This is a genomic window from Pseudomonas sp. N-1-13, assembly GCF_057787095.1.
Genome location: NZ_JBYNRI010000001.1, coordinates 664574 through 684288 on the forward strand (window position 1 = coordinate 664574; position 19715 = coordinate 684288).

At 61.7% G+C, this 19715-nt stretch carries 21 protein-coding genes; 12 read left to right on the top strand and 9 right to left on the bottom strand.

Annotation, left to right across the window (positions count from 1 at the left end):
• Window positions 1-7: 7 nt before the first annotated feature.
• Window positions 8-895 (top strand): 3-hydroxyisobutyrate dehydrogenase, encoded by an 888-nt coding sequence (gene mmsB, locus AC3I65_RS02925; RefSeq protein ID WP_047229526.1) that lies wholly within the window; start codon window positions 8-10, stop codon window positions 893-895.
• A gap of 88 nt (window positions 896-983) precedes the next feature.
• Here mmsB and AC3I65_RS02930 read toward each other — a convergent pair whose 3' ends face one another.
• Both AC3I65_RS02930 and AC3I65_RS02935 read right to left on the bottom strand, forming a co-directional pair.
• Window positions 984-1328, bottom strand: coding sequence for a cupin domain-containing protein (locus AC3I65_RS02930; protein WP_047229527.1), 345 nt, complete (start codon window positions 1326-1328; stop codon window positions 984-986).
• A 97-nt stretch (window positions 1329-1425) separates the two neighbouring features.
• Window positions 1426-2310, bottom strand: a complete 885-nt coding sequence (locus tag AC3I65_RS02935) for a LysR substrate-binding domain-containing protein (protein ID WP_274091370.1) — start codon at window positions 2308-2310, stop codon at window positions 1426-1428.
• 217 nt (window positions 2311-2527) lie between these two features.
• Between AC3I65_RS02935 and AC3I65_RS02940 the strand changes: the two genes are divergently transcribed.
• Window positions 2528-3292: a sulfite exporter TauE/SafE family protein gene (locus AC3I65_RS02940; RefSeq protein WP_047229529.1), complete on the top strand. Its 765-nt coding sequence runs from the start codon at window positions 2528-2530 to the stop codon at window positions 3290-3292.
• Here AC3I65_RS02940 and AC3I65_RS02945 read toward each other — a convergent pair.
• Window positions 3282-3596, bottom strand: a complete 315-nt coding sequence (locus tag AC3I65_RS02945; RefSeq protein WP_047229530.1) for a putative quinol monooxygenase — start codon at window positions 3594-3596, stop codon at window positions 3282-3284. The genes AC3I65_RS02940 and AC3I65_RS02945 overlap by 11 nt on opposite strands.
• A 196-nt stretch (window positions 3597-3792) precedes the next feature.
• On the opposite strand from AC3I65_RS02945, the gene mdaB reads away from it, so the two are divergent.
• On the top strand, window positions 3793-4383 hold the full coding sequence (mdaB, locus tag AC3I65_RS02950) for an NADPH:quinone oxidoreductase MdaB (protein ID WP_047229531.1): 591 nt from the start codon (window positions 3793-3795) through the stop codon (window positions 4381-4383).
• 109 nt (window positions 4384-4492) lie between these two features.
• Window positions 4493-5404, top strand: coding sequence for a LysR family transcriptional regulator (locus AC3I65_RS02955; RefSeq protein ID WP_076386452.1), 912 nt, complete (start codon window positions 4493-4495; stop codon window positions 5402-5404).
• Window positions 5405-5497: 93 nt separating this feature from the next.
• Here AC3I65_RS02955 and AC3I65_RS02960 read toward each other — a convergent pair whose 3' ends face one another.
• Window positions 5498-5977, bottom strand: a complete 480-nt coding sequence (locus AC3I65_RS02960) for an Lrp/AsnC family transcriptional regulator (protein ID WP_047229533.1) — start codon at window positions 5975-5977, stop codon at window positions 5498-5500.
• A gap of 415 nt (window positions 5978-6392) precedes the next feature.
• On the opposite strand from AC3I65_RS02960, the gene AC3I65_RS02965 reads away from it, so the two are divergent.
• Window positions 6393-7373, top strand: coding sequence for a DUF6515 family protein (locus AC3I65_RS02965; RefSeq protein WP_047229534.1), 981 nt, complete (start codon window positions 6393-6395; stop codon window positions 7371-7373).
• A gap of 135 nt (window positions 7374-7508) precedes the next feature.
• Here AC3I65_RS02965 and AC3I65_RS02970 read toward each other — a convergent pair whose 3' ends face one another.
• Complete coding sequence (locus AC3I65_RS02970; RefSeq protein ID WP_274091368.1) at window positions 7509-8402, bottom strand: cation diffusion facilitator family transporter; 894 nt, start codon at window positions 8400-8402, stop codon at window positions 7509-7511.
• Window positions 8403-8430: 28 nt separating this feature from the next.
• Window positions 8431-8850 carry a hypothetical protein gene (locus AC3I65_RS02975; RefSeq protein WP_047229536.1) on the bottom strand — a complete coding sequence of 140 codons (420 nt, stop codon included), beginning with the start codon at window positions 8848-8850 and terminating at the stop codon, window positions 8431-8433.
• 95 nt (window positions 8851-8945) lie between these two features.
• Here AC3I65_RS02975 and hrpB point away from each other — a divergent pair, with 95 nt between their 5' ends.
• The 3 genes from hrpB to AC3I65_RS02990 all read left to right on the top strand — a co-directional run bounded on the left by hrpB (window position 8946) and on the right by AC3I65_RS02990 (window position 13948).
• Window positions 8946-11462, top strand: a complete 2517-nt coding sequence (hrpB, locus tag AC3I65_RS02980; protein ID WP_488523449.1) for an ATP-dependent helicase HrpB — start codon at window positions 8946-8948, stop codon at window positions 11460-11462.
• Between the two features lie 110 nt (window positions 11463-11572).
• Complete coding sequence (locus AC3I65_RS02985) at window positions 11573-12625, top strand: LacI family DNA-binding transcriptional regulator (RefSeq protein WP_139051216.1); 1053 nt, start codon at window positions 11573-11575, stop codon at window positions 12623-12625.
• Between the two features lie 162 nt (window positions 12626-12787).
• The gene (locus AC3I65_RS02990) at window positions 12788-13948 is read left to right on the top strand and encodes an L-talarate/galactarate dehydratase (protein WP_139051215.1); all 1161 of its coding nucleotides are present in this window, start codon (window positions 12788-12790) and stop codon (window positions 13946-13948) included.
• 59 nt (window positions 13949-14007) lie between these two features.
• Here the strand turns inward: AC3I65_RS02990 and AC3I65_RS02995 are convergent, their stop codons facing one another.
• Entirely contained in the window at window positions 14008-15087 is a 1080-nt protein-coding gene (locus tag AC3I65_RS02995; protein WP_047229540.1) for an endonuclease/exonuclease/phosphatase family protein, read from the bottom strand.
• A gap of 91 nt (window positions 15088-15178) precedes the next feature.
• A complete protein-coding gene (locus AC3I65_RS03000; RefSeq protein WP_047229541.1) occupies window positions 15179-15841 on the bottom strand; it encodes a membrane protein in 663 nt (220 codons plus the stop codon).
• 178 nt (window positions 15842-16019) lie between these two features.
• Between AC3I65_RS03000 and AC3I65_RS03005 the strand changes: the two genes are divergently transcribed.
• The 3 genes from AC3I65_RS03005 (at window position 16020) to AC3I65_RS03015 (ending at window position 18020) form a co-directional block, all read left to right on the top strand.
• Window positions 16020-16781 carry a DUF2076 domain-containing protein gene (locus tag AC3I65_RS03005; protein ID WP_047229542.1) on the top strand — a complete coding sequence of 254 codons (762 nt, stop codon included), beginning with the start codon at window positions 16020-16022 and terminating at the stop codon, window positions 16779-16781.
• A gap of 125 nt (window positions 16782-16906) precedes the next feature.
• Entirely contained in the window at window positions 16907-17386 is a 480-nt protein-coding gene (locus AC3I65_RS03010) for a LabA-like NYN domain-containing protein (protein ID WP_003185707.1), read from the top strand.
• Between the two features lie 22 nt (window positions 17387-17408).
• Window positions 17409-18020 (top strand): 3'-5' exonuclease, encoded by a 612-nt coding sequence (locus tag AC3I65_RS03015; protein ID WP_047229543.1) that lies wholly within the window; start codon window positions 17409-17411, stop codon window positions 18018-18020.
• 133 nt (window positions 18021-18153) lie between these two features.
• On the opposite strand, the gene AC3I65_RS03020 is transcribed toward AC3I65_RS03015, so the two are convergent.
• A complete protein-coding gene (locus AC3I65_RS03020; RefSeq protein WP_047229544.1) occupies window positions 18154-18606 on the bottom strand; it encodes an Lrp/AsnC family transcriptional regulator in 453 nt (150 codons plus the stop codon).
• 161 nt (window positions 18607-18767) lie between these two features.
• Between AC3I65_RS03020 and yedA the strand changes: the two genes are divergently transcribed.
• Window positions 18768-19670 (top strand): drug/metabolite exporter YedA, encoded by a 903-nt coding sequence (gene yedA, locus AC3I65_RS03025; RefSeq protein WP_339492495.1) that lies wholly within the window; start codon window positions 18768-18770, stop codon window positions 19668-19670.
• Window positions 19671-19715: the final 45 nt, after the last annotated feature.

Here is a 19715-nt window from a genome sequence, read left to right on the forward strand (position 1 = left end):
GCCGGACATGAAGATCGCATTTATCGGTCTGGGCAACATGGGCGCCCCCATGGCGCGCAATCTGCTCAAGGCCGGCCACTCGCTGAACCTGTTTGACCTGAACCAGACGGTGCTGGCTGAACTGGCCACATTGGGCGGCACCATCAGCGCCTCACCTCGCGATGCGGCCCAGGGCGTGGCCCTGGTGATCACCATGTTGCCGGCTGCTGCTCATGTACGCAGTGTCTGGCTGGGTGACGACGGTGTACTGGCCGGCATCGCCGCCGGTACGCCCGCGGTGGATTGCAGCACCATCGACCCGCAGACCGCTCGCGATGTTGCCGCCGCAGCCGCCAAACAAGGCGTAGCAATGGCCGACGCGCCAGTCTCCGGCGGCACCGGTGGCGCAGCGGCCGGCACGTTGACCTTCATGGTGGGTGCCACCGCTGAATTGTTCGCCACCCTGCAACCGGTGCTGGCGCAGATGGGCCGTAATATCGTGCATTGCGGCGACGTCGGCACCGGGCAGATCGCCAAGATCTGCAACAACCTGCTGTTGGGGATTTCCATGGTAGGCGTCAGCGAAGCCATGGCCCTGGGCGATGCCCTGGGGATCGATACGCAGGTACTGGCCGGGATCATCAACAGCTCAACAGGCCGTTGCTGGAGTTCGGACACCTACAACCCGTGGCCTGGCGTGATCGAAACGGCACCGGCGTCCCGTGGCTACACCGGGGGCTTTGGTGCCGAGCTGATGCTCAAGGACCTGGGCCTGGCTACCGAAGCGGCGCGGCAGGTTCATCAGCCGGTGGTGCTAGGCGCGGTTGCGCAGCAGTTGTACCAGGCGATGAGTCAGCGGGGCGAGGGCGGCAAGGATTTTTCGGCGATTGTTAACAGCTATCGCAAGCCGCAATAAGAGCTGGGGCACCGACGCCACAGAGCCTGTGCAATTTGGAAAGCTGTTTTCCGAGAGACCATGTCGGGTGGTCTCTCGGTTTTTTGTTTCAGGCGAAGACGAAGTATTTACGCACGGTCTCGACCACTTCCCACGTGCCTTTCATGCCAGGCTCGATGACGAAGATGTCACCGGCCCGCAGATGGATCGGCTCCATGCCATCGGGGGTGATGATGCAGTAGCCTTCCTGGAAATGGCAGTACTCCCACTTCACATAGTCGACGCGCCACTTGCCCGGTGTACAGATCCAGGTGCCCATGATCTTGCTGCCGTCTTCGCTGGTGTAGGCGTTGAGGTTGACGGTGTGCGGATCGCCTTCGAGTTTTTCCCATTTGCAGGCATCGAGTACGGGCAGCGGATGGGTATCGCGCAGGACGGTGATGGGGGCGGTCATGTGAACTCCGAAAGGGACAGAAGAGAGCAGGCACCCTAACGCGCGACATGATCGGGCAGATGCCTGTGCTCGACACCGGCCTATCCAGAAGCGCGCATCAGCGAGCGGTCAGGTGCGTGGCAAGGGCTTTGGCGTAGGCGGGCAAGTTGTCGAAGCGGCGGGCGCACAGCCGCAGTGAGCGTTGAGCCCAGGCCTCTTGCAGCGAGACCCATTGCCAGGAAGATTCGGGCGGGCGCCGCGCGATCGCGGCCTTTGGCACGATGGCAATGCCCGCACCATGAGCGACCATGCGAATCACGCCATCAAAACCGTCGGCGCGAATGCGAATGTGCATGCGTCGTCCGCTGTGCAGCGCCTGTTCTTCGAGGTAGATCGCCAGCGCACTGGACGCGTTCAGGCCTACATAATCATGCCCGAGGGTCTCATTGAAACTCAGCAGGCGACCGTCAGCCAGGGGATGTTCCGAGGGCAGGATCAATACCAGCGGATCATCGCGAAAGGGGCGGGTTTCAAGGCCGGCGGTGTCCACCGCGTCGGAGATGATACCCAGGTCCGCCGCACCCTGACGCAGTGCATGGGTGATCCGTGAGCTGGGCAATTCCTGCAGATCGATGTCGAGGTTGGAATGGGCCTTGAGAAACTCGGCCAGCAATTCCGGCAGGTATTCGGTCATGGCGCTGGTGTTGCACAACAACCGCACCCGGCCTTTGACGCCGCGGGCGTATTCGCCGAGGTCCTGTTGCAGGTGTTCGGCATGTTGCAGCAACACCCGGGCATGTTGCGCCAGTGCCTGGCCGGCCGATGTGGGTGTTACACCGCGCCGCCCGCGTTCGAGCAACTCGATCCCCAGGGAGGCCTCCATGGCCCGGACCCGGGCACTGGCCGCTGCCAGGGACAGATGGCTGCGGGCAGCGCCGGCAGTGATGTTGCCGGTGTCGAGGATGTGCAGGTAGAGGCGCAGGTCGGTGAGGTCGAAGTGCATGGGGGATGTGATCCTGTGCCGGGTTCTGGGGTGTCTGGAACATTGTCATCGCGAGCAGGCTCGCTCCCACGAGAACAATGCAGGATCCAAGGTGGGAGCGAGCCTGCTCGCGATGGCGTCTACAGCCTCAGCAAATTCTTCAGCCTCTTGCTCGGCCAGAGGCTGTCTCAGTATATGGCAGATTTAAAACCCGACCGCCAGGGCCCACGATAGCCCCATGAACACACTCATGGCTTTCTATCAAAATCTTGGCCCTGCCCTTTCTTTGCTGGTCATAGGCACTTTCCTGCTGGCCGGCACCATCAAGGGTGTGATCGGCCTCGGCCTGCCGACCATTTCCATGGGCCTGCTCGGCCTGGCTATGGCTCCGACACAGGCTGCGGCGTTGCTCGTCATCCCGGCCACGCTGACCAATATCTGGCAACTGACCTTTGGTGGTCATCTGCAAACCCTGATCAGGCGCTTGTGGCCACTGTTGCTGGCGATTTGCATCGGCACCGCTCTGGGCACGTTGTGGTTCGATACGGTGGGGGGACCTTGGGCGGTGCGAGCATTGGGTGGCGCGTTATTGCTGTACGCGCTGAGCGGGCTGTTGCTGCCGACATTGCGGGTCGCTGCCAGTGTTGAGCCGTGGGCAGCGCCGTTGTGCGGTCTGCTCACTGGCCTCATCACTTGTGCGACGGGTGTGTTCGTCATCCCGGCGGTGCCGTACCTGCAAGCGTTGGGCTTGAGCAAGGACGAACTGGTGCAGGCGTTGGGGTTGTCATTCACGGTTTCGACACTGGCCCTGGCGGCCGGCCTGCTGTGGCGCGGCGCCTTGGGCGGTGGCGAATTAAGTGCTTCGGTGCTGGCCCTGGCGCCAGCGCTGTTGGGGATGTGGCTGGGGCAATGGCTGCGTCAGCGCATCAGCGCCGTGCTGTTCAGGCGGGTATTTTTCATTGGCCTCGCTGTGCTCGGCGGCCATTTGCTGATCAGCGGCTAGCCGAGGACGGGCTGAGCATGTCGACGCGGCGGATCTCGAAATCGCGCTCCAGGTATTCCATGCGCTGCTCAAAAAACTGCTTCATGTGCGGCAGGTTCGAATGCACGTCCAGATGAGCCTGGGATTGCCAGATTTCATAGAAGATAAACAGGGTCGGGTCTTGCCGGTCTCGCAGCATGTGATATTCGATGCAACCGGGTTCGGCACGGCTCGGTTCCACGTAGGCACGAAACAGCGTTTCGAAGGCTTCGGCTTTTTCCGGACGGGTCTTGGCGTGCAGGATGAAACCGTGCAATTCGCTCATCGGAGAGGCTCCTGAATAAAAGTATGCGAATGCTACGGCAAGAATTGGCTACCTATTCGTGCGTATAGGTCAAATCAGTTTTGCCGTTGCAGTGCTTACTCCGCCGCAAGCTCATCGGTACTCTGCCGCCATCATTTTCAATCTTTCCATTGGGTGACCGTTCAACCGTGTCCCCTGGAATCCGATGAGGCTCTCCATGAAAAAAGTCCTGCTGCTCAACGGTGGTAAACAATTCGCTCACTCCGACGGTCGCTATAACGCCACCCTCCATGATGCGGCGGTCAGCGTGTTGGACCGTGGCGGGTTCGATGTGAAAACCACGTTCATCGACGGTGGTTACGACATCAAGGAAGAAGTTGCCAAATTCCTCTGGGCCGACGTGATCATTTACCAGATGCCAGGCTGGTGGATGGGCGCGCCGTGGACCGTCAAGAAATACGTCGATGAGGTCTTCACCGAAGGCCATGGCAGCCTCTATGCCAGCGACGGCCGCACCCGCTCCGATGCTTCGCAGAAATACGGCAGCGGTGGTTTGTTGCAGGGCAAGCAATACATGTTGTCGCTGACCTGGAACGCCCCGCAGCAAGCCTTCGATGACCCGACCGACTTCTTTGAAGCCAAGGGTGTGGACGCTGTGTACTTTCCGTTCCACAAGGCCAACCAGTTCCTGGGCATGAGCGGATTGCCAACCTTCCTGTCTGTGGACGTGATGAAACGCCCGAATATCGAGGCCGATGTGGCGCGTTATGAGCAGCACTTGATTGAGGTGTTCGGCCTGAAGGCGTGACCTTTCTTTTGTCACGTATCCCGATACTATCCTGGGGCTCGGGTCCGCTTTGCGGCCCGGCGGGGATAGATTCCCTCGCCACAAGAGAGCGCAGTCGACAGGGGGATACGTGAAAGCCAGATCCGACGAATTGCAGATTTTCGTCTGCGTGATCGAGTGCGGGTCGATATCCGCCGCCGCCGAGCAGGTCGGGCAGACGCCGTCTGCGGTCAGTCGTACCTTGTCGCGCCTGGAAGCCAAGCTCGATACCACGCTGATCAACCGCACCACGCGGCGCATGGACCTGACCGAAGAGGGCAAGTATTTCTTCGAGCAGGCCAAGGGCATTCTCGACCAGATGGATGAGCTGGAGGAGCGCCTGTCGTCTCGCCAGAAAAACCCGGCGGGGCGGTTGCGGATCAATGCGGCTTCGCCTTTCATGTTGCACGCTATCGTGCCGCATATCGAAGAGTTCCGCGGGCTCTACCCGGATATCCAGCTCGAACTCAACAGCAACGACCTGATCATCGATTTGCTCGAGCAAAGTACCGACATAGCGATCCGCATCGGCACCCTCAGCGACTCGACGCTACATGCCCGATCCCTGGGGTGCAGTCCGCTGCATATCCTGGCCAGCCCGGCCTATCTGAAGCAGCACGGTACACCTGCCACTGTCGCCGAACTGGCCCGGCATGCACTGTTGGGGTTTGCCCAGAATGAGGGCCTCAATCAGTGGCCGCTGCGTCACGAGCACGGTGATCGTTGGCCGATCCAGCCTGCCATCAGCGCGTCCAGTGGCGAAACCGTGCGTCACTTGGCGCTGCAAGGGCAGGGCATAGCGTGCCTGTCGGACTTCATGACCCGTGAAGACATCCGTGCCGGCCAGCTCAAGGTGCTGCTGGCCGATGCCAACAGCGGATATCGCCAACCGATCAACGCCGTGTATTACCGCAACTCCCAACTGGCCCTGAGGATCCAGTGCTTTCTGGACTTCATCCAGGGCAAGCTCGCCGAATACGCCTCGCGGGAATTCAAAGGCTGATTCGTGGCTTCAAGGCGAGTGTGGTTTGGGTTCGGGGGCTGGCCGATGCGCGCGTACGTCGGTGAGCGGCTGTGAAGCGGCGCTCGTTTGTCGTCAGCCGCGCAGATGAGTCAGCGGCAGTTCGGTGCTGTTGAGCACCTGGTTCAACACGAAGCTGGACCGCACACTGGTGACCCCGTCAATCCGGGTCAGATGCCCCAGCAGCAGTTTCTGATAATGGTCCATGTCCGGCACCACGACCTTGAGCTGGTAATCCGCATCCATGCCGGTCACCAGGCTGCATTCCAACACCTGGGGCAAATTGCGGATGGCGGCTTCGAAGTTCTCGAAACGTTCAGGGGTGTGGCGGTCCATGCCGATGAGCACGTAGGCCGTCAGGCTCAGGCCGAGCATTTTGCGGTCGAGCAGGGCGACCTGACGGGTAATGTAGCCGTCGTCTTCCAATTGCTTGACCCGCCGCGAGCAGGGGGACGGCGACAGGCCGATGCGTTCGGCCAGCTCCTGATTGGAGATGCGCGCGTCGCGCTGCAATTCCGCCAGAATGCTCAGGTCGTAACGGTCGAGTTTGCTCATTGGTCGGGCCTTTGTCTGTATAATTGCTGGATATTATCTATCGCAGGTAAAAAATTGCGCAAGTGATGTTTATTTACGCAATCTTCGCAATCATTCGTCGGTGCTCCGAGCCTATTCTTATCACCAAGATCACTGCTCGGACAAACAGTCCAGTGCGGCCCGCCTAATCCGGCCGGCCGCGGTCGCAGCACCCACCGGTGTCTGGCAGACCCCCGAGCTGCACACTGTCCAGAAGACGGCGTGAGGTGAGCCGACGTCAAAAGCGTCGCGCACGGACGAAGTTCTCAAGGGGAGGCCGACGGGCCTCCCTTTTTTATGCCTGCGAAATAATGGCGGCGACTGATAACCTGTCGCAGAACCGGCCTAGGCTTTTCCAGTCTCATTCATCAGGCCCTGAACCGTTGTGAGGAATTTCATGAAGTCGCGCATCTGGCGTTTGGCAGGTGTTGGTCTGTTGTGGGCAAGTGTCAGTGCGCAGGGAGTGGCCGACGATCAGCAAAATCGTGGCGGCCCGGACGGGCGAGGTGGCAATGGCCAGGGTTATTCAGGCCAACCCCGGCCACAGAGCAACGAGATCATTCGCGGCGACAACAGCCGCCAGTTTGAGGTCCAGCCTCACGCTCAAGGCGGCCAGCCCTACAACCGCCCGCCGCAAGACCCCAATGGTCGTCCGCCGCAGCCACCGGGTAACAGCCTGCCGATCCAGGGCCGCCCCGACAGCGTGACCCAGACTCAGGAGCCGAGGCCGGGTTACTACCGCGATATTCCGCGCCGCAGTGATGGTTATCCGAGCGGTGGGCCACGCCCCAGCCATGACTCTCGCCCTGATCAGCACTGGTCCGGTCGGCCGGACGGTCATGGCAACGGCTGGGGGCCGGGGCCGCAATATCGTCCTGGGTATGTAATCGATCGTTTTCCGGATCGTCACTACCGCGTGCCTTACCGTGGCCATGACTATTTTTATTCGGGCGGTTACTGGTATCGCCCCCAAGGGCCGCGCTATATCGTGATTGAGCCGCCGCGCGGAATCCGTACCCGTTATCTGCCCGATTATGCCCGGGAAGTCTGGATCGGCGGCTCGCTGTTTTTCCTCGCCGCCGGTGCCTATTACATCTACGAAGCCAACACCCGGGACTACGTCGTCGTTGACGCGCCGGTGAGCAACCCGCAGCCCCAGCCCCAAGGCAACAGCTACGATGTGGTGGCTTATCCAGCCAACGGCCAGTCTCCCGAGCAGGTCAATCAGGATGGCTACGAATGCTATCGCTGGGCGGTGCAGCAGAGCGGTTTCGATCCGCGCAACTACACCTACCCGCCCGCGCCGCAAGTGGTACAGACCTATCGTCAGGCCCAAGGGAGTTGCTTGAGCAGTCGTGGGTATCAGGTGACGTACTGATCACTCGAAAGAAAAACACTCCCCTGTGGCGAGGGAGCTTGCTCCCGCTCGGTTGCGCAGCGACCGTAAAATCTTGGGCTTGCTGCGCAGGCCAGCGGGAGCAAGCTCCCTCGCCACGGGGTTCTGTGTTCGGCGTCAGGCGCTGGTGCGCTTCACCACTTCCGACGGATCGGCATGCACCAACACTTCCGCCTTCGGATAGGCGCGGTGTATGGCATCGGCGGCCTGGTCGCTGATGCCGTGGGCTACGGACAGGGTCAGTTCTCCCGGCAGTTCCAGATGCAGTTGCACGAACCAATGGTTACCTGAGATCCGCGTGCGCAGATCGTGGGCACCCAGTACCCCGGGCACCGCGCAGGCCAGTTCCAGCATGCGCTGGCTGACGTCGGGCGGCAGTTCCTCATCCATCAATACCGCGAAGCTTTCCCGAGCGATCTGGATCGCGCTCCACAGGATGTAGACGGCGATGCCCAGGCCGAACCAGGCATCCAGTTGATGCCAGCCCAACCCGGCCAGCACCAGGGCGACCAAGATGCTGCCGTTGAGCAACAGATCCGAGCGATAGTGCAGCGAGTCAGCGCGCACGGCGTTGGAGCCGGTGGCGCGGACGACCCGATGTTGCAGCGCCAACAAGGCCAGGGTCAGCCCCAGGGAGAATACGATCACGCCGACACTGAGCCAGGCCGCTTCCACCGGGACCGGGTTTTTCAGACGCTCAAACGCCTGTAGCGCAATCAACACGGCACTGCCGCCGATGAACAATGCCTGGGCCATGCCGGCCAGGGACTCGGCTTTGCCGTGGCCGTAACGATGGTCCTCGTCGGCGGGGCGCAATGCGTAATGCACCGCCAGCAGGTTGAGCAGCGACGTGACGCCGTCCAGCGCCGAGTCGGTCAGGCCGGCGAGCATGCTCACCGAGCCGCTCAGCCACCAGGCCAGTGCCTTGGCAATGACCAGAATAAGCGCCACGGCCACCGAAGCACGGGTGGCCAGACGCAGCAGATGGGCATGTTCGGTGCTGGTGGTCATGGCGCGGTCGTTCCTTCAATAGCGCCCATCACGCGGCCGGTTTAAGCCCGAGGGCGGCCAGTTGCTGGGCGTTGCCCTTGCTTTGGATCAAACGTGGGTCGTCCAGGGGGAAACTGCGGCCCAGTTCGCTCTCCAAAATCGCTTGCAGCTTTTGGTTGTTGACGCTGCCGTCGGCGTTGATCGCCGGCTTGAGTTTTTCTGGCTCGATCTGGACGCTTCTGCCGGGCTCGAAATAAATCGCCCCGGTGGCGAAGTCCACGGCGAACGCGATCAGGCCGGGGATGATGTAGAACAGCAGGCCGACGGCGTCCAGCGCGGCAATCGCCGGGTCGATCTTGCCGTCGATCTGGCCGCGACGGTCGGGGTAGAAGATCGAGCCGCAGGCGCTGATCTGGGTCAGCAGGGAGGCGACCAGAACGCCGCCGATCACGCGAAAGGGAATACGCATAGCAATCTCCTGAGCAGGTAAAGGCGTTGCTGGTTGGAGTCCAGACCACGCTAAACAGTTCGCCGTTATACTCGGCCCTCTGTTTTGGAGCCAGCATGATTTCTTTGCCGATTGATGAAGTTTTACCTGCCCTGCGTCAAGCCTTGGCGTCGCGTCACGAAGCCGTGCTCGAAGCGCCGCCCGGCGCTGGTAAAACCACCCGCGTCCCCTTGGCCCTGTTGAATGAGTCCTGGTTGGCTGGGCAGACCATTGTGATGCTTGAGCCCCGGCGCCTGGCGGCACGGGCGGCGGCCGAGCGACTGGCCAGCGAGCTGGGGGAAAAGGTCGGTGAAACCGTCGGCTACCGAATTCGTCTCGACAGCAAGGTGGGCCCCAAGACCCGCATTGAAGTGGTCACCGAAGGCATCCTCACCCGCCGCTTGCAGGACGACCCGGCGCTGGAGGGCGTGGGCCTGCTGATTTTTGATGAATTCCACGAACGCAGTCTCGACGCCGACCTGGCCCTGGCCTTGAGTCTCAATGGCCGCGAGCTGTTTCGCGACGACCAGCCGCTGAAAATCCTGCTGATGTCCGCGACACTGGAAGGCGAGCGTCTGGCCGGGTTGTTGGACGACGCGCCGATCCTGCGCAGCGAGGGGCGCATGTTCCCGGTGACGGTGCGCTGGGGCCGGCCGTTCCAGCCCGGCGAGTTCATCGAGCCGCGCCTGGTGCAGACCGTGCTCGAAGCGCTGCACGATGAAACCGGCAGCGTGCTGGTGTTCTTGCCTGGGCAAGCGGAGATCCGCCGGGTTCATCAGCAACTGGCCGATGCCTTGGGTGAAGGCGGTAATGTGCTGCTCTGTCCATTGCATGGCGAGCTGGACCTCGCCGCCCAACGCGCGACCATCGACCCGGCGCCGCCCGGCCAGCGCAAAGTGGTGCTGGCCACCAACATCGCCGAAACCAGCCTGACCATCAATGGCGTGCGGGTGGTGATCGATGCCGGATTGGCGCGAGTGCCGCGTTTCGATCCGGGCAGCGGTATGACTCGCCTCGACACCCAGCGGATTTCCCGGGCCAGCGCCACTCAGCGGGCCGGGCGGGCCGGGCGTCTGGAGCCGGGGGTGTGCTATCGGTTGTGGTCCGAAGACCAGCACGAACAACTGGCCGCTTATGGCAGCGCAGAGATTCTTTCGGCGGACCTGGCCGGGCTGGCTCTGCAATTGGGGCGTTGGGGCGTGACGCCGCAGCAATTGGTCTGGCTCGACATCCCGCCCACCGCCGCTTATGCCCAGGCGCAGGAGCTGCTGCAACGCCTGGGCGCGCTGGACGGCGAGCAACTGACCCGTCACGGCCAAGCCATGGCCGAACTGCCGGCTCACCCGCGCATCGCGCATTTGCTGCTGCGGGGGCAGTCGCTGGGGCTGGCGGACATGGCGTGCAACGTCGCGGCGCTGTTGGGGGAGCGAGACATTCTGCGTGGCGCCGGGGCGGACCTGCACACGCGCCTGGCGTTGCTGTCCGGTGAAGAGCGGGCGGCCCGTGGCGCCCAGGGCGGGGTGCAGCGGGCGCGGCAACTGGCCCGGCAATATCGCGGTTACCTGCGGGGCAAGGCCGAAGACGCCGTCGCCGACCCCGAACATCCGCGCTGGCTGGGCGCTTTACTGGCGTTGGCCTACCCGGATCGCGTCGCTCAACAGCGGCGGCCCGGCGGGGCGGAGTATCGCCTGGCCAACGGCCGTGCAGCGTTGTTTGCCGAAGCGGACAGCCTGATGAAACAGCCGTGGCTGGTGATCGCCGACCTGGGCAGCCGTCAGGGGCAGCGGGAAGAACGGATCTACCTGGCGACGGACTTCGATCCGGCGCTGTTTGATTCGGTGCTGGCCGAACAGGTGCGCACGGTGGATCAACTGGATTGGGACGAGCGTGAAGGCGTGCTGCGGGCCGAGCGCCAGCGCAAGGTCGGCGAACTGGTGCTCAACCGTGAGCCACTGACCGGGCTGGATGAGTCGGCGCGCAGCCAGGCGCTGGTGAACCTGGTACGGCGCAAGGGACTGGAGTTGCTGCCCTGGACGCCGGAGCTGCGGCAATGGCAGGCGCGGGTGGCACTGTTGCGCCGGCTCGATCTGGAGGCCAAGAGCGAGAGTGATTGGCCAGATGTCAGCGACGGAGCGCTACTGAACACGCTTGAGCAATGGTTGATGCCGTACCTGGGACGCGTGTCACGCCTCAGCCATTTCGCCAACCTGGACCTGTCGAGTATCGTCCACAACCTGCTGCCCTGGCCCTTGCCGCAACGGCTGGATGAATGGGCGCCCCATCATCTGAGCGTGCCCTCGGGCTCGTCGATTCGCCTGGACTACAGCGAACACCCGCCGATTCTCGCGGTACGCTTGCAGGAACTGTTCGGCCTGGCCGACACCCCACGCATTGCCGGCGGCCGACAGGTCGTCAAACTGCACCTGTTGTCACCGGCGCGGCGACCGGTGCAGGTGACCCAGGATCTGGCGAATTTCTGGCGCAGCACCTATGCCGAAGTAAAGAAAGACCTCAAGGGACGTTATCCCAAGCATTACTGGCCGGACGATCCGCTGGTGGCCGAAGCCACGGCCCGGATCAAACCCCGCAAGTGATAAACCGCCGGTTTGGCCCGCCAGCACGGGGGCGCAAATGGTAGATTCACTGACCCATCAACTGCTTTATACGCAGTCCCGGTTACTTGGCTTCAGATTCGGAACAGTTCATGGCAAAGAAACCAGCAGCGCCCACCTCCCAGGCACCGATGACCTTGGCCACCAGGGGTTCGAGCCTGACGTTGATCGATGTGGCAAAGATTGCAGGCGTCTCGCCAATGACCGTTTCCAGGGCTTTGCATCGCCCGGAACTGGTGAGCGAGAACACGCGGGAGAAGGTCCGCGAAGCGGTGCGCCAATCGGGCTATGTGCCGAACATGCTGGCGGGTAGCCTGGCGAGCAACAAAAGTCGTCTGGTGGCGATTTTCCTTCCAACCATCGCTAACTCCATTTTTGCAGACACCGTGCAATCGCTGATGGACCGCCTGACCCAAGCGGGCTATCAAACCCTGCTCGGTCTGACCGGCTACAGCGCGGAGCAGGAAGAGAAACTGCTTGAAGCCGTACTCGGTCGTCGTCCGGACGGCATCGTATTGACCGGTACGCTCCATACCGAATCAAGTCGCTTGCGACTCGCCCAGGCGGGAATTCCCGTGGTCGAGGCCTGGGATCTGAGTGAAGACCCTTTGGACATGCTGGTTGGCTTCTCCCATGAAAAAGTCGGGCAAGAGACCGCGCGACATTTGCTTGAAAAGGGTTACCAGCGCTTTTCCGTGGTGACCATCAGCGACCCGCGTGGCCTGCGTCGCTGCAACAGTCTTATCGCCGAGCTGCAGCGCCAGGGCATTGAAGAGGTGCCCATGGAAGTCCTGGCGCCCCCCGCCACGCTGGAGGTGGGGCGCGAGGGGCTGCGGCGGCTGCTGGATCTGCCGGTGCGCCCCGACATCGTGGTGTGCAGCTCCGATACCGTGGCTCAAGGTGTGTTGGCGCAAGCCGCCAGCCTTGGCTTGAAGGTGCCCGCTGAGCTGGCCGTCATGGGCTTCGGGGATCTCAGCAGCGCGGCGCAGGTTTACCCGGCACTGTCGACCGTCAGCGTCGATGGCGGCAAGATTGGCCTGCAAGTGGCTGAGGCACTGCTTGAACGATTCGACAATCCCGGCGCCCATCTCAAACCCGTGCGAATTGACACCGGCTTCACGTTCATCGACCGCGCCAGTACCTGAGCCTGGCAGTCGATTTTCCGGGGATTTACGGGATTGAATGATTGCGCAATCAGTGTAGTATCGAGGCAAGAGACCTTCTGAAGCATCGACGAAGGTCTTTTTTATGTCTCGTGATGATTGCGCAATCATCGTCGCCTTCAGAGCCTGTCCAAGGAGAGCCCCATGCTCGTACAAGAACAATCGCTCAAGTCCTCCGATGACGACCGAATCGCCTGGGTTCGTGTCGCTTCGGTCATCCTGCCGCTGGCCAATCCCATCAGTGATGCCAAGGTCCTTACCGGACGGCAAAAGCCGATGACTGAAATCGCCATCCTGTTTGCCGAAATCGAGACCGTCGATGGGCATCAGGGCCTGGGTTTCAGTTACTCCAAACGTGCCGGCGGGCCGGGACAATTCGCTCATGCCAAGGAAATCGCCCCGGCGCTGATCGGGGAAAACCCCAGTGACATTGCCAAACTCTGGACCAAGCTGTGTTGGGCTGGCGCGTCGGTGGGCCGCAGCGGTATGTCGACCCAGGCCATCGGGGCGTTCGACGTGGCGTTGTGGGATCTGAAGGCCAAGCGCGCCAACCTGTCGCTGGCGCGCTTGCTCGGTGCTCAACGTGACTCGGTGCGTTGCTACAACACTTCCGGTGGCTTCCTTCACACCCCGCTTGATCAGTTGATGAAGAACACTGACCTCTCGCGAGAAAAGGGAATTGGCGGCATCAAGTTGAAGGTCGGGCAACCGGATTGCGCCATCGACATTGAACGGGTCAGTGCGGTGCGCAAGCACTTGGGTGACAACTTCCCGTTGATGGTGGATGCCAACCAGCAATGGGATCGCCCGACGGCCCAGCGCATGTGTCGGCAGTTTGAAGCGTACAACCTGATCTGGATTGAAGAGCCGCTGGACTGCTATGACGCTGAAGGCCATGCCGCGTTGGCGCAGCAGTTCGATACACCGATTGCCACGGGTGAAATGCTCACCAGCGTTGCTGAACACGCCGAGTTCATCAAACAGCGCGGCGCTGATTTCCTGATGCCCGACGCGCCACGAGTAGGCGGCATCACCCCTTACCTGAAGGTCGCATCAATGGCCGAGCAGGCGGGCCTGATGCTGGCTCCCCATTTCGCCATGGAACTGCACGTTCACCTGGCAGCCGCTTATCCGACCGAGCCCTGGGTCGAGCATTTCGAATGGCTTGAGCCGCTGTTCAACGAGCGCCTGGAAACCCGCGACGGTCGGATGCTGGTGCCCACTCGCCCCGGTTTGGGACTGACGCTGAGCGAACAAGTCAAACCCTGGACGGTTCAGGAAGCCGAGACAGGTACTCGACCCTGATCAAGCGTGGGTTACGCGGACCAGCGCCACACTCGTCTGACGGCGAATGTGGCTTGGCATCACGGCGTGGCCGGCAACAGGAATCGGGCAATCACCGGCAAATGATCGGAGATACGCAAGGTATCGTCTTGCCGCACCCGAGCCTCGACCCGCTTGATCCGAGGGCTGTAGAACAGGTAGTCGACAGTGCGGTCAGGGCCGTTGAGGCCGGGGTCGTTCGGGTAGTGGGTCAGCCAGTGGCTGCGATCGATGCCGCTAGCTTCGTTGTTGGTGGGGATCATCGGGTATTTGTCCCACAGCAGGTGCAGAGGGCTGTCGGCGGAGTAGGGCGTGCGCTGCGCGGCAGGCAGGCGCCGGTATTGGCCCAGGGGTAGCAGATTGAAGTCGCCACCGATCAGCCAGGGTTTGCCTCGCGATTCAAGTTTGTCCAGTACCTTGCTCACGGCCTTGACCTGGTTCGGCAGGGTTTCATCCGGCTGCGTGGCCCGTTCCAGGTGGGTGTTGAGCACGACCAGGTGGCCACCACTGCTCAGCGGCAGGTGACTGACCAACAAAGCGTTTTTCGGCTGGAACTGACGGCTGATGAAATTGGCCCCGGCCACCGGCAACTGCACCCGTTCCGCTTGATCGATGCGGTAACGGCTCAACGTCGCCAACTGCCGGCCGACGCTGCCGAAGATATGCGGGTCGGGGATGAAATCGGCTTTCCAGTCAAAGGCGCTGGTGCTGCACGGATACAGGTCGGTCAATCGTTCCTGCAACAACTTGAGCTGGTTCTGGTAGTCGCTCGCCTTGGCGCCGTCGTCCAGTTCCTGGAGCAACACGACGTCCGGTTGCTCGTCGCGAATGACCCTTGCCACTTCGTCGAGGCTGAAGGCCATGTCTTCGAGGGTCGGGCTTTCATCGTCACCCTGGGCCAGGTCGTGCCAGAACACGTAGCGCTTGCCGGCCAGAAACTGGACGTTCCAGGTCATCACCTTCAAGGCCTGGCCAGGCACGAGCGTTGCGGTGTTGGCGGGGCAACTGACCGGCAGTGCTTCCCGGGATTGTGGGCGCCAGGTCAGGCTATAGATCGACAGGGCGGCCAGGCCGAGAATCAACAACAGGCCCAGCAAGGTGTAGCGCAATAGACGGGTCATGGCTCGACTTAAATGGGCAATACGCAAAAGTGATCCTGAGCATAACCGAGAGCAGTTGCCGAGCCCAAGCCCGTAACCTGCGCAGCAGTCGTCAACGGCTGTCAGGTTTTTCCGCGACCAGCATGAACATCCGGAACAGCACCACGGTGGTGAACAGCTGCAGGAAACTGTGAACGCTGTCGATCAGCAAGGTGATCAACGGGTTCTGGGGCGGCGGGTACACCGACAGGCTGGCGCCCTTGAGCAGCCAGAGCGGGACCATCACGCAAAGAATGCACAACAGGATGCGCCAGAAACTGCCGCGGCTCAGGCGCAGGCTTTCCTTCATTGCTGCCAGCGGAGTCAGGCCGCGCAGCACCAGCAGGTATTCGCCAAAGGCCAGGACCACCATCAGCCAAAGGCCCGGCAGGAAGTACAACGAAATGCCCACCAGAATCAGCAACGTATTGAGTGCGGTCAGCAGGGCAAAGCGTGGCCACAGGGTCAGGGCCGTCGCGAGAAGGTCACGGGGACGGGGCGATTCACCGCGACTGCGAGCGTCGAGAAACAGAATCAGCGCGGCGGTGTAGAGCGGGTATATCAGCAGCCCGACGATCAGGCTGTAGCCGGAAAAACCTTCGGGGCCCACGACGCTGTCCACGCCTTGTTGCAGCACGGCCTCGAGGATCACCAGCGGCAGGCACAGCTGGGCGATCCGGCCAAGATGGCGTTTGAAGAAATACAAAGAGTCGCGCAGCACGTCAAACGGATTCATGAGTCGGTATCGCAGGTCAAAAAGCGGTCCGACACTTTAACCGATCAGGCGCCTGCACAAGCAAACGTAAACATCAGGTAAAGACCATTGAAACCTCTGTGCCCAGCCCCATTACTGGCTGGCACCGGTCCTGTAGGGCCGGCATGGTTTTTCTACCCGGCAATCTGATGAGGTCGCCATGAACAGCGAAGAACAAACCCTGATCGATGGACTGTTTTCACGGCTGCAACAGGCCGAAAAGGATGCAGCCCCGCGCGATGTCCAGGCCGAGGCGCGGATCAAGGAACATATGACCCGCCAGCCCGCGGCGGGCTATTTCATGACCCAGGCGATTCTGGTGCAAGAGACGGCGCTCAAAAGCCTCGACGAGCAGAACAGGCAACTGACCCAGCAGGTCGAGCAGTTGCAAGCGGACCTGCAACAGGTCCGGCAACAGCCTCCAGCGCCCAGCGGTGGTGGTTTTCTCTCGAGTATTTTCGGTGGCAGCTCGCGCGACCCACGGCCAACGTCCGCTCCAGGCGCTTCGCCCGCCAGCGGTGGCGGCTGGCGCGAACCGGCGCGGCCTGGCTTCAATGCGCCACCCCAGCAGAACTACGCCGCGCCGCCCGCTAACTACGGCGCCGCGCAACAGCAGGCTCCAGGGGCCGGCAGCTTCATGAGCGGCGCGCTGAAAACCGCGGCTGGTGTGGCCGGGGGCGTGATGCTCGCCCAGGGCATCAGCAGTCTGTTCCACGGTGCCCAGCAGCCTCAGGAAGTCGTCGAGGTCATCGAGCCAGAGCCGGCCCAACCGGTCAACGACACGGCAAGCAGTGACAGCGGCTGGGGCAATGACTCAAACGTCGCTGGTAACGATGCCTATGGCAACGACCAGGGCGGTTTCGCCGACGCCGACTACAGCGACGATTCATCCTTCTTCGGCGATGACGACTCCTTCGTCTGACCTGCCATTCGTCCGGGGCGCCCAGGTGCCTCGGACCGATTATTCGCGGAACATTCCTCTGGGCTGGCATACTGGGCAACTTTTCGGGCCCGCTCTGCCGGCTTGTGCATTCAAGAGGAAACGCGGTGAAAAAAATCGCAGTGTTCGCCGATGTCCAGAACCTCTACTACACCGTGCGCCAGGCTTATGGTTGCCATTTCAACTACGCGGCCTTGTGGGCCGATGTCAGCAAGCAGGGGCAGATCGTCGAGGCCTACGCGTATGCGATCGATCGCGGCGACAGCAAGCAGCAGCAATTCCAGCAGATCCTGCGCAACCTGGGGTTTGTCGTGAAGCTCAAGCCTTACATCCAGCGCAGCGACGGCTCGGCCAAGGGTGACTGGGACGTGGGCATCACCCTGGACATCATGGACGCCGCTGATCACGTTGACGAAGTGGTGTTGGCCTCCGGTGATGGCGATTTCGACATGCTGCTCGAACGCATCATCAGCAAACACGGGGTCCAGGCGGTGGCTTATGGCGTACCGGGGCTGACGGCCAACTCGCTGATTCGCGCCGCCAGCCGCTACGTGCCGATCGAAGGCGCGTTGCTGCTCAAGAATTGATTTTTACGGAGTTCAGACAGGTTTGGAACGCATCGCAGTCATCGACTTTGAAACCACCGGCATCACGCCGAGCAGCAGTTGCCGGGCCACCGAAATCGCCGTGGTGATTCTCGAACAGGGCCGGATTGTGGATCGCTATCAGAGCCTGATGAACGCCGGTGTGCGCGTGCCTGCGTTCATCGAGCAACTGACCGGCATCAGCAACGCCATGCTGCGCAGCGCCCCGCCGGCGGAAAAGGTGATGAACGAGGTCAACGAGTTCGTCGGCATCACGCCGCTGCTGGCCCACAACGCCGCATTCGACCAGAAGTTCTGGGATTTCGAGCTAGGCCGGATCAAACGCACCCGCTTGCAGAATTTTGCCTGTTCACTGCTGCTGGCCCGGCGCCTGATGCCGACGGCGCCGAACCACAAGCTCGGCACGCTCAACACCTTCGCCGGCCTGCCCCACACCGGCCAGGCTCACCGGGCCATGGCCGACGCCGAAATGGCCGCCAACCTCACCGCGCACCTGGCGACGCAACTGCGGCAACAGCACGGGCTGCGGGAGTTGTCCCACGATTTGCTGTGCAGTTTGCAGAAAGTGCCGGCGGCGAAGATCAACGAGCACCTCAAGCGGCATCGCGGGTTCTGAAAACACCCCCCAACAAGCCACTGTGGGAGCGAGCCTGCTCGCGATAGCGTCGGTTCAGTCGGCAACTAAGTTGACTGATACACCGCCATCGCGAGCAGGCTCGCTCCCACCGTTCTGATGTGTGTTGGCGCGATTACTTCCCGTTACCTTCCAACTGCCCCAACGGCACCCGCTTTTCAATCGCGCTGGACAGCACGATCGAGGTCTTGCTGAAACCGAACTTGGCGATGCGGTTGATCAGCTCTTCCAGTTCCGGCATCGAGCCGACCGCCGCCTGCATGATCACGCACGGGTCGCCCGTCACCCGGTGGCATTCGGTCAGTTGCGGGATCCTGCACAGTTCATCGTAAGTCTTCTGGTTGCCGTGCTGGTTCATGCGCAGTTCGATGACGCACTGCACCGGCAAGCCGATTTTCGCCATGTCGACTTTCGCCTGGTAGCCAGTGATCACGCCGCTGGTTTCCAGCTTGCTGACCCGCTCGGCCACGGCCGGGGCCGACAGGTTCACTTTGCGGGCCAGTTCGGCATAGGACGCACGACCGTTTTCCAACAGGGCGCTGAGCAGCATGCGGTCGTATTTATCCACGGTTCGGGCTTCCAAGGGGCTGACTTTCGAAAGTACGGTTTATAACGCTGATCTCCATGTTTTTAAAAGTGTACGGTTCGGATAAACAGGTTTTGTAACTTATTTTCCGCCTGTCGCCTTTCTAGAATAGCGTCTTTCATTGTCCTGACTTCGAGCTGACCATGCCTGGCCCACGCCGTTTCCCCTTGCCATTGATCGCTGCATTTTTTGCCTTGTACGTCATCTGGGGGTCGACCTACCTGGTGATTCGCATCGGTGTGGAGCATTGGCCGCCGCTGCTGCTGGCCGGGATTCGCTTCGTGATCGCCGGCTCGCTGATGTACGGTTTCCTGCGCTGGCGTGGGGCGCCGGCACCGACTTGGGCGCAGTGGAAGGCGGGGGCTGTCATCGGCGTGTTGTTGCTCAGTTTCGGCAATGGCGCGGTCAGTGTCGCCGAACACACGGGTGTGGCGTCCGGGGTGGCGGCGCTGGCCGTGGCGACGGTGCCGTTATTTACCTTGCTCTGCGGATATTTCTGGGGCGCCCGTAATACCCGTCTGGAGTGGGCGGGGATTGTGCTGGGGTTGATCGGCATTGCCATGCTCAACCTCGGTTCCAACCTGCAATCGAGTCCACTGGGCGCGACCTTGCTGCTGTTCGCGGCGGCGTCCTGGGCCTTCGGTTCGGTGCTGAGCAAACATTTGCCGCTGCCTGCGGGGGCGATGGCCAGTGCCGTGGAAATGCTGGTGGGCGGTGTGGTGCTATTGATCGGCAGCGTGGCCAGCGGCGAACACCTGAACAGCATGCCGCCGCTGGAAGGCTGGATCGCGCTGGCTTACCTGACCTGCTTCGGTTCGATCATTGCCTTCAACGCCTACATGTACCTGCTCAAGCACGTACGTCCGGCGGCGGCCACCAGCTATGCCTACGTCAACCCGGCGGTGGCGGTGTTGCTGGGCATTGTGTTCGCCGGTGAAACCATCGGGATCGAAGAGGCCCTGGCGATGTTGGTGATCATCAGTGCCGTGGTGTTGATTGGATTGCCCCAGTGGCGCAAACCCAAGCCTGCGCCGGCCGAATCCTGATTTAGGGTAAACTGCCGCGCATTGCACACCTTGCGCTGATTTTCC

Bases quoted from the DNA above. Each gene is read 5' to 3' on its own strand.
- mdaB (WP_047229531.1), top strand. From the start codon at position 3,793: ATGAAAAAAGTCCTGCTGCTCAACGGTGGTAAACAATTCGCTCACTCC.
- yedA (WP_339492495.1), top strand. From the start codon at position 18,768: ATGCCTGGCCCACGCCGTTTCCCCTTGCCATTGATCGCTGCATTTTTT.
- AC3I65_RS02995 (WP_047229540.1), bottom strand. From the start codon at position 15,087: ATGACCCGTCTATTGCGCTACACCTTGCTGGGCCTGTTGTTGATTCTC.
- AC3I65_RS02960 (WP_047229533.1), bottom strand. From the start codon at position 5,977: ATGAGCAAACTCGACCGTTACGACCTGAGCATTCTGGCGGAATTGCAG.
- AC3I65_RS02985 (WP_139051216.1), top strand. From the start codon at position 11,573: ATGGCAAAGAAACCAGCAGCGCCCACCTCCCAGGCACCGATGACCTTG.
- AC3I65_RS02975 (WP_047229536.1), bottom strand. From the start codon at position 8,850: ATGCGTATTCCCTTTCGCGTGATCGGCGGCGTTCTGGTCGCCTCCCTG.
- AC3I65_RS02940 (WP_047229529.1), top strand. From the start codon at position 2,528: ATGAACACACTCATGGCTTTCTATCAAAATCTTGGCCCTGCCCTTTCT.
- AC3I65_RS02945 (WP_047229530.1), bottom strand. From the start codon at position 3,596: ATGAGCGAATTGCACGGTTTCATCCTGCACGCCAAGACCCGTCCGGAA.
- AC3I65_RS02930 (WP_047229527.1), bottom strand. From the start codon at position 1,328: ATGACCGCCCCCATCACCGTCCTGCGCGATACCCATCCGCTGCCCGTA.
- AC3I65_RS03005 (WP_047229542.1), top strand. From the start codon at position 16,020: ATGAACAGCGAAGAACAAACCCTGATCGATGGACTGTTTTCACGGCTG.
- AC3I65_RS02935 (WP_274091370.1), bottom strand. From the start codon at position 2,310: ATGCACTTCGACCTCACCGACCTGCGCCTCTACCTGCACATCCTCGAC.
- AC3I65_RS02990 (WP_139051215.1), top strand. From the start codon at position 12,788: ATGCTCGTACAAGAACAATCGCTCAAGTCCTCCGATGACGACCGAATC.
- AC3I65_RS02965 (WP_047229534.1), top strand. From the start codon at position 6,393: ATGAAGTCGCGCATCTGGCGTTTGGCAGGTGTTGGTCTGTTGTGGGCA.
- hrpB (WP_488523449.1), top strand. From the start codon at position 8,946: ATGATTTCTTTGCCGATTGATGAAGTTTTACCTGCCCTGCGTCAAGCC.
- mmsB (WP_047229526.1), top strand. From the start codon at position 8: ATGAAGATCGCATTTATCGGTCTGGGCAACATGGGCGCCCCCATGGCG.
- AC3I65_RS03000 (WP_047229541.1), bottom strand. From the start codon at position 15,841: ATGAATCCGTTTGACGTGCTGCGCGACTCTTTGTATTTCTTCAAACGC.
- AC3I65_RS02970 (WP_274091368.1), bottom strand. From the start codon at position 8,402: ATGACCACCAGCACCGAACATGCCCATCTGCTGCGTCTGGCCACCCGT.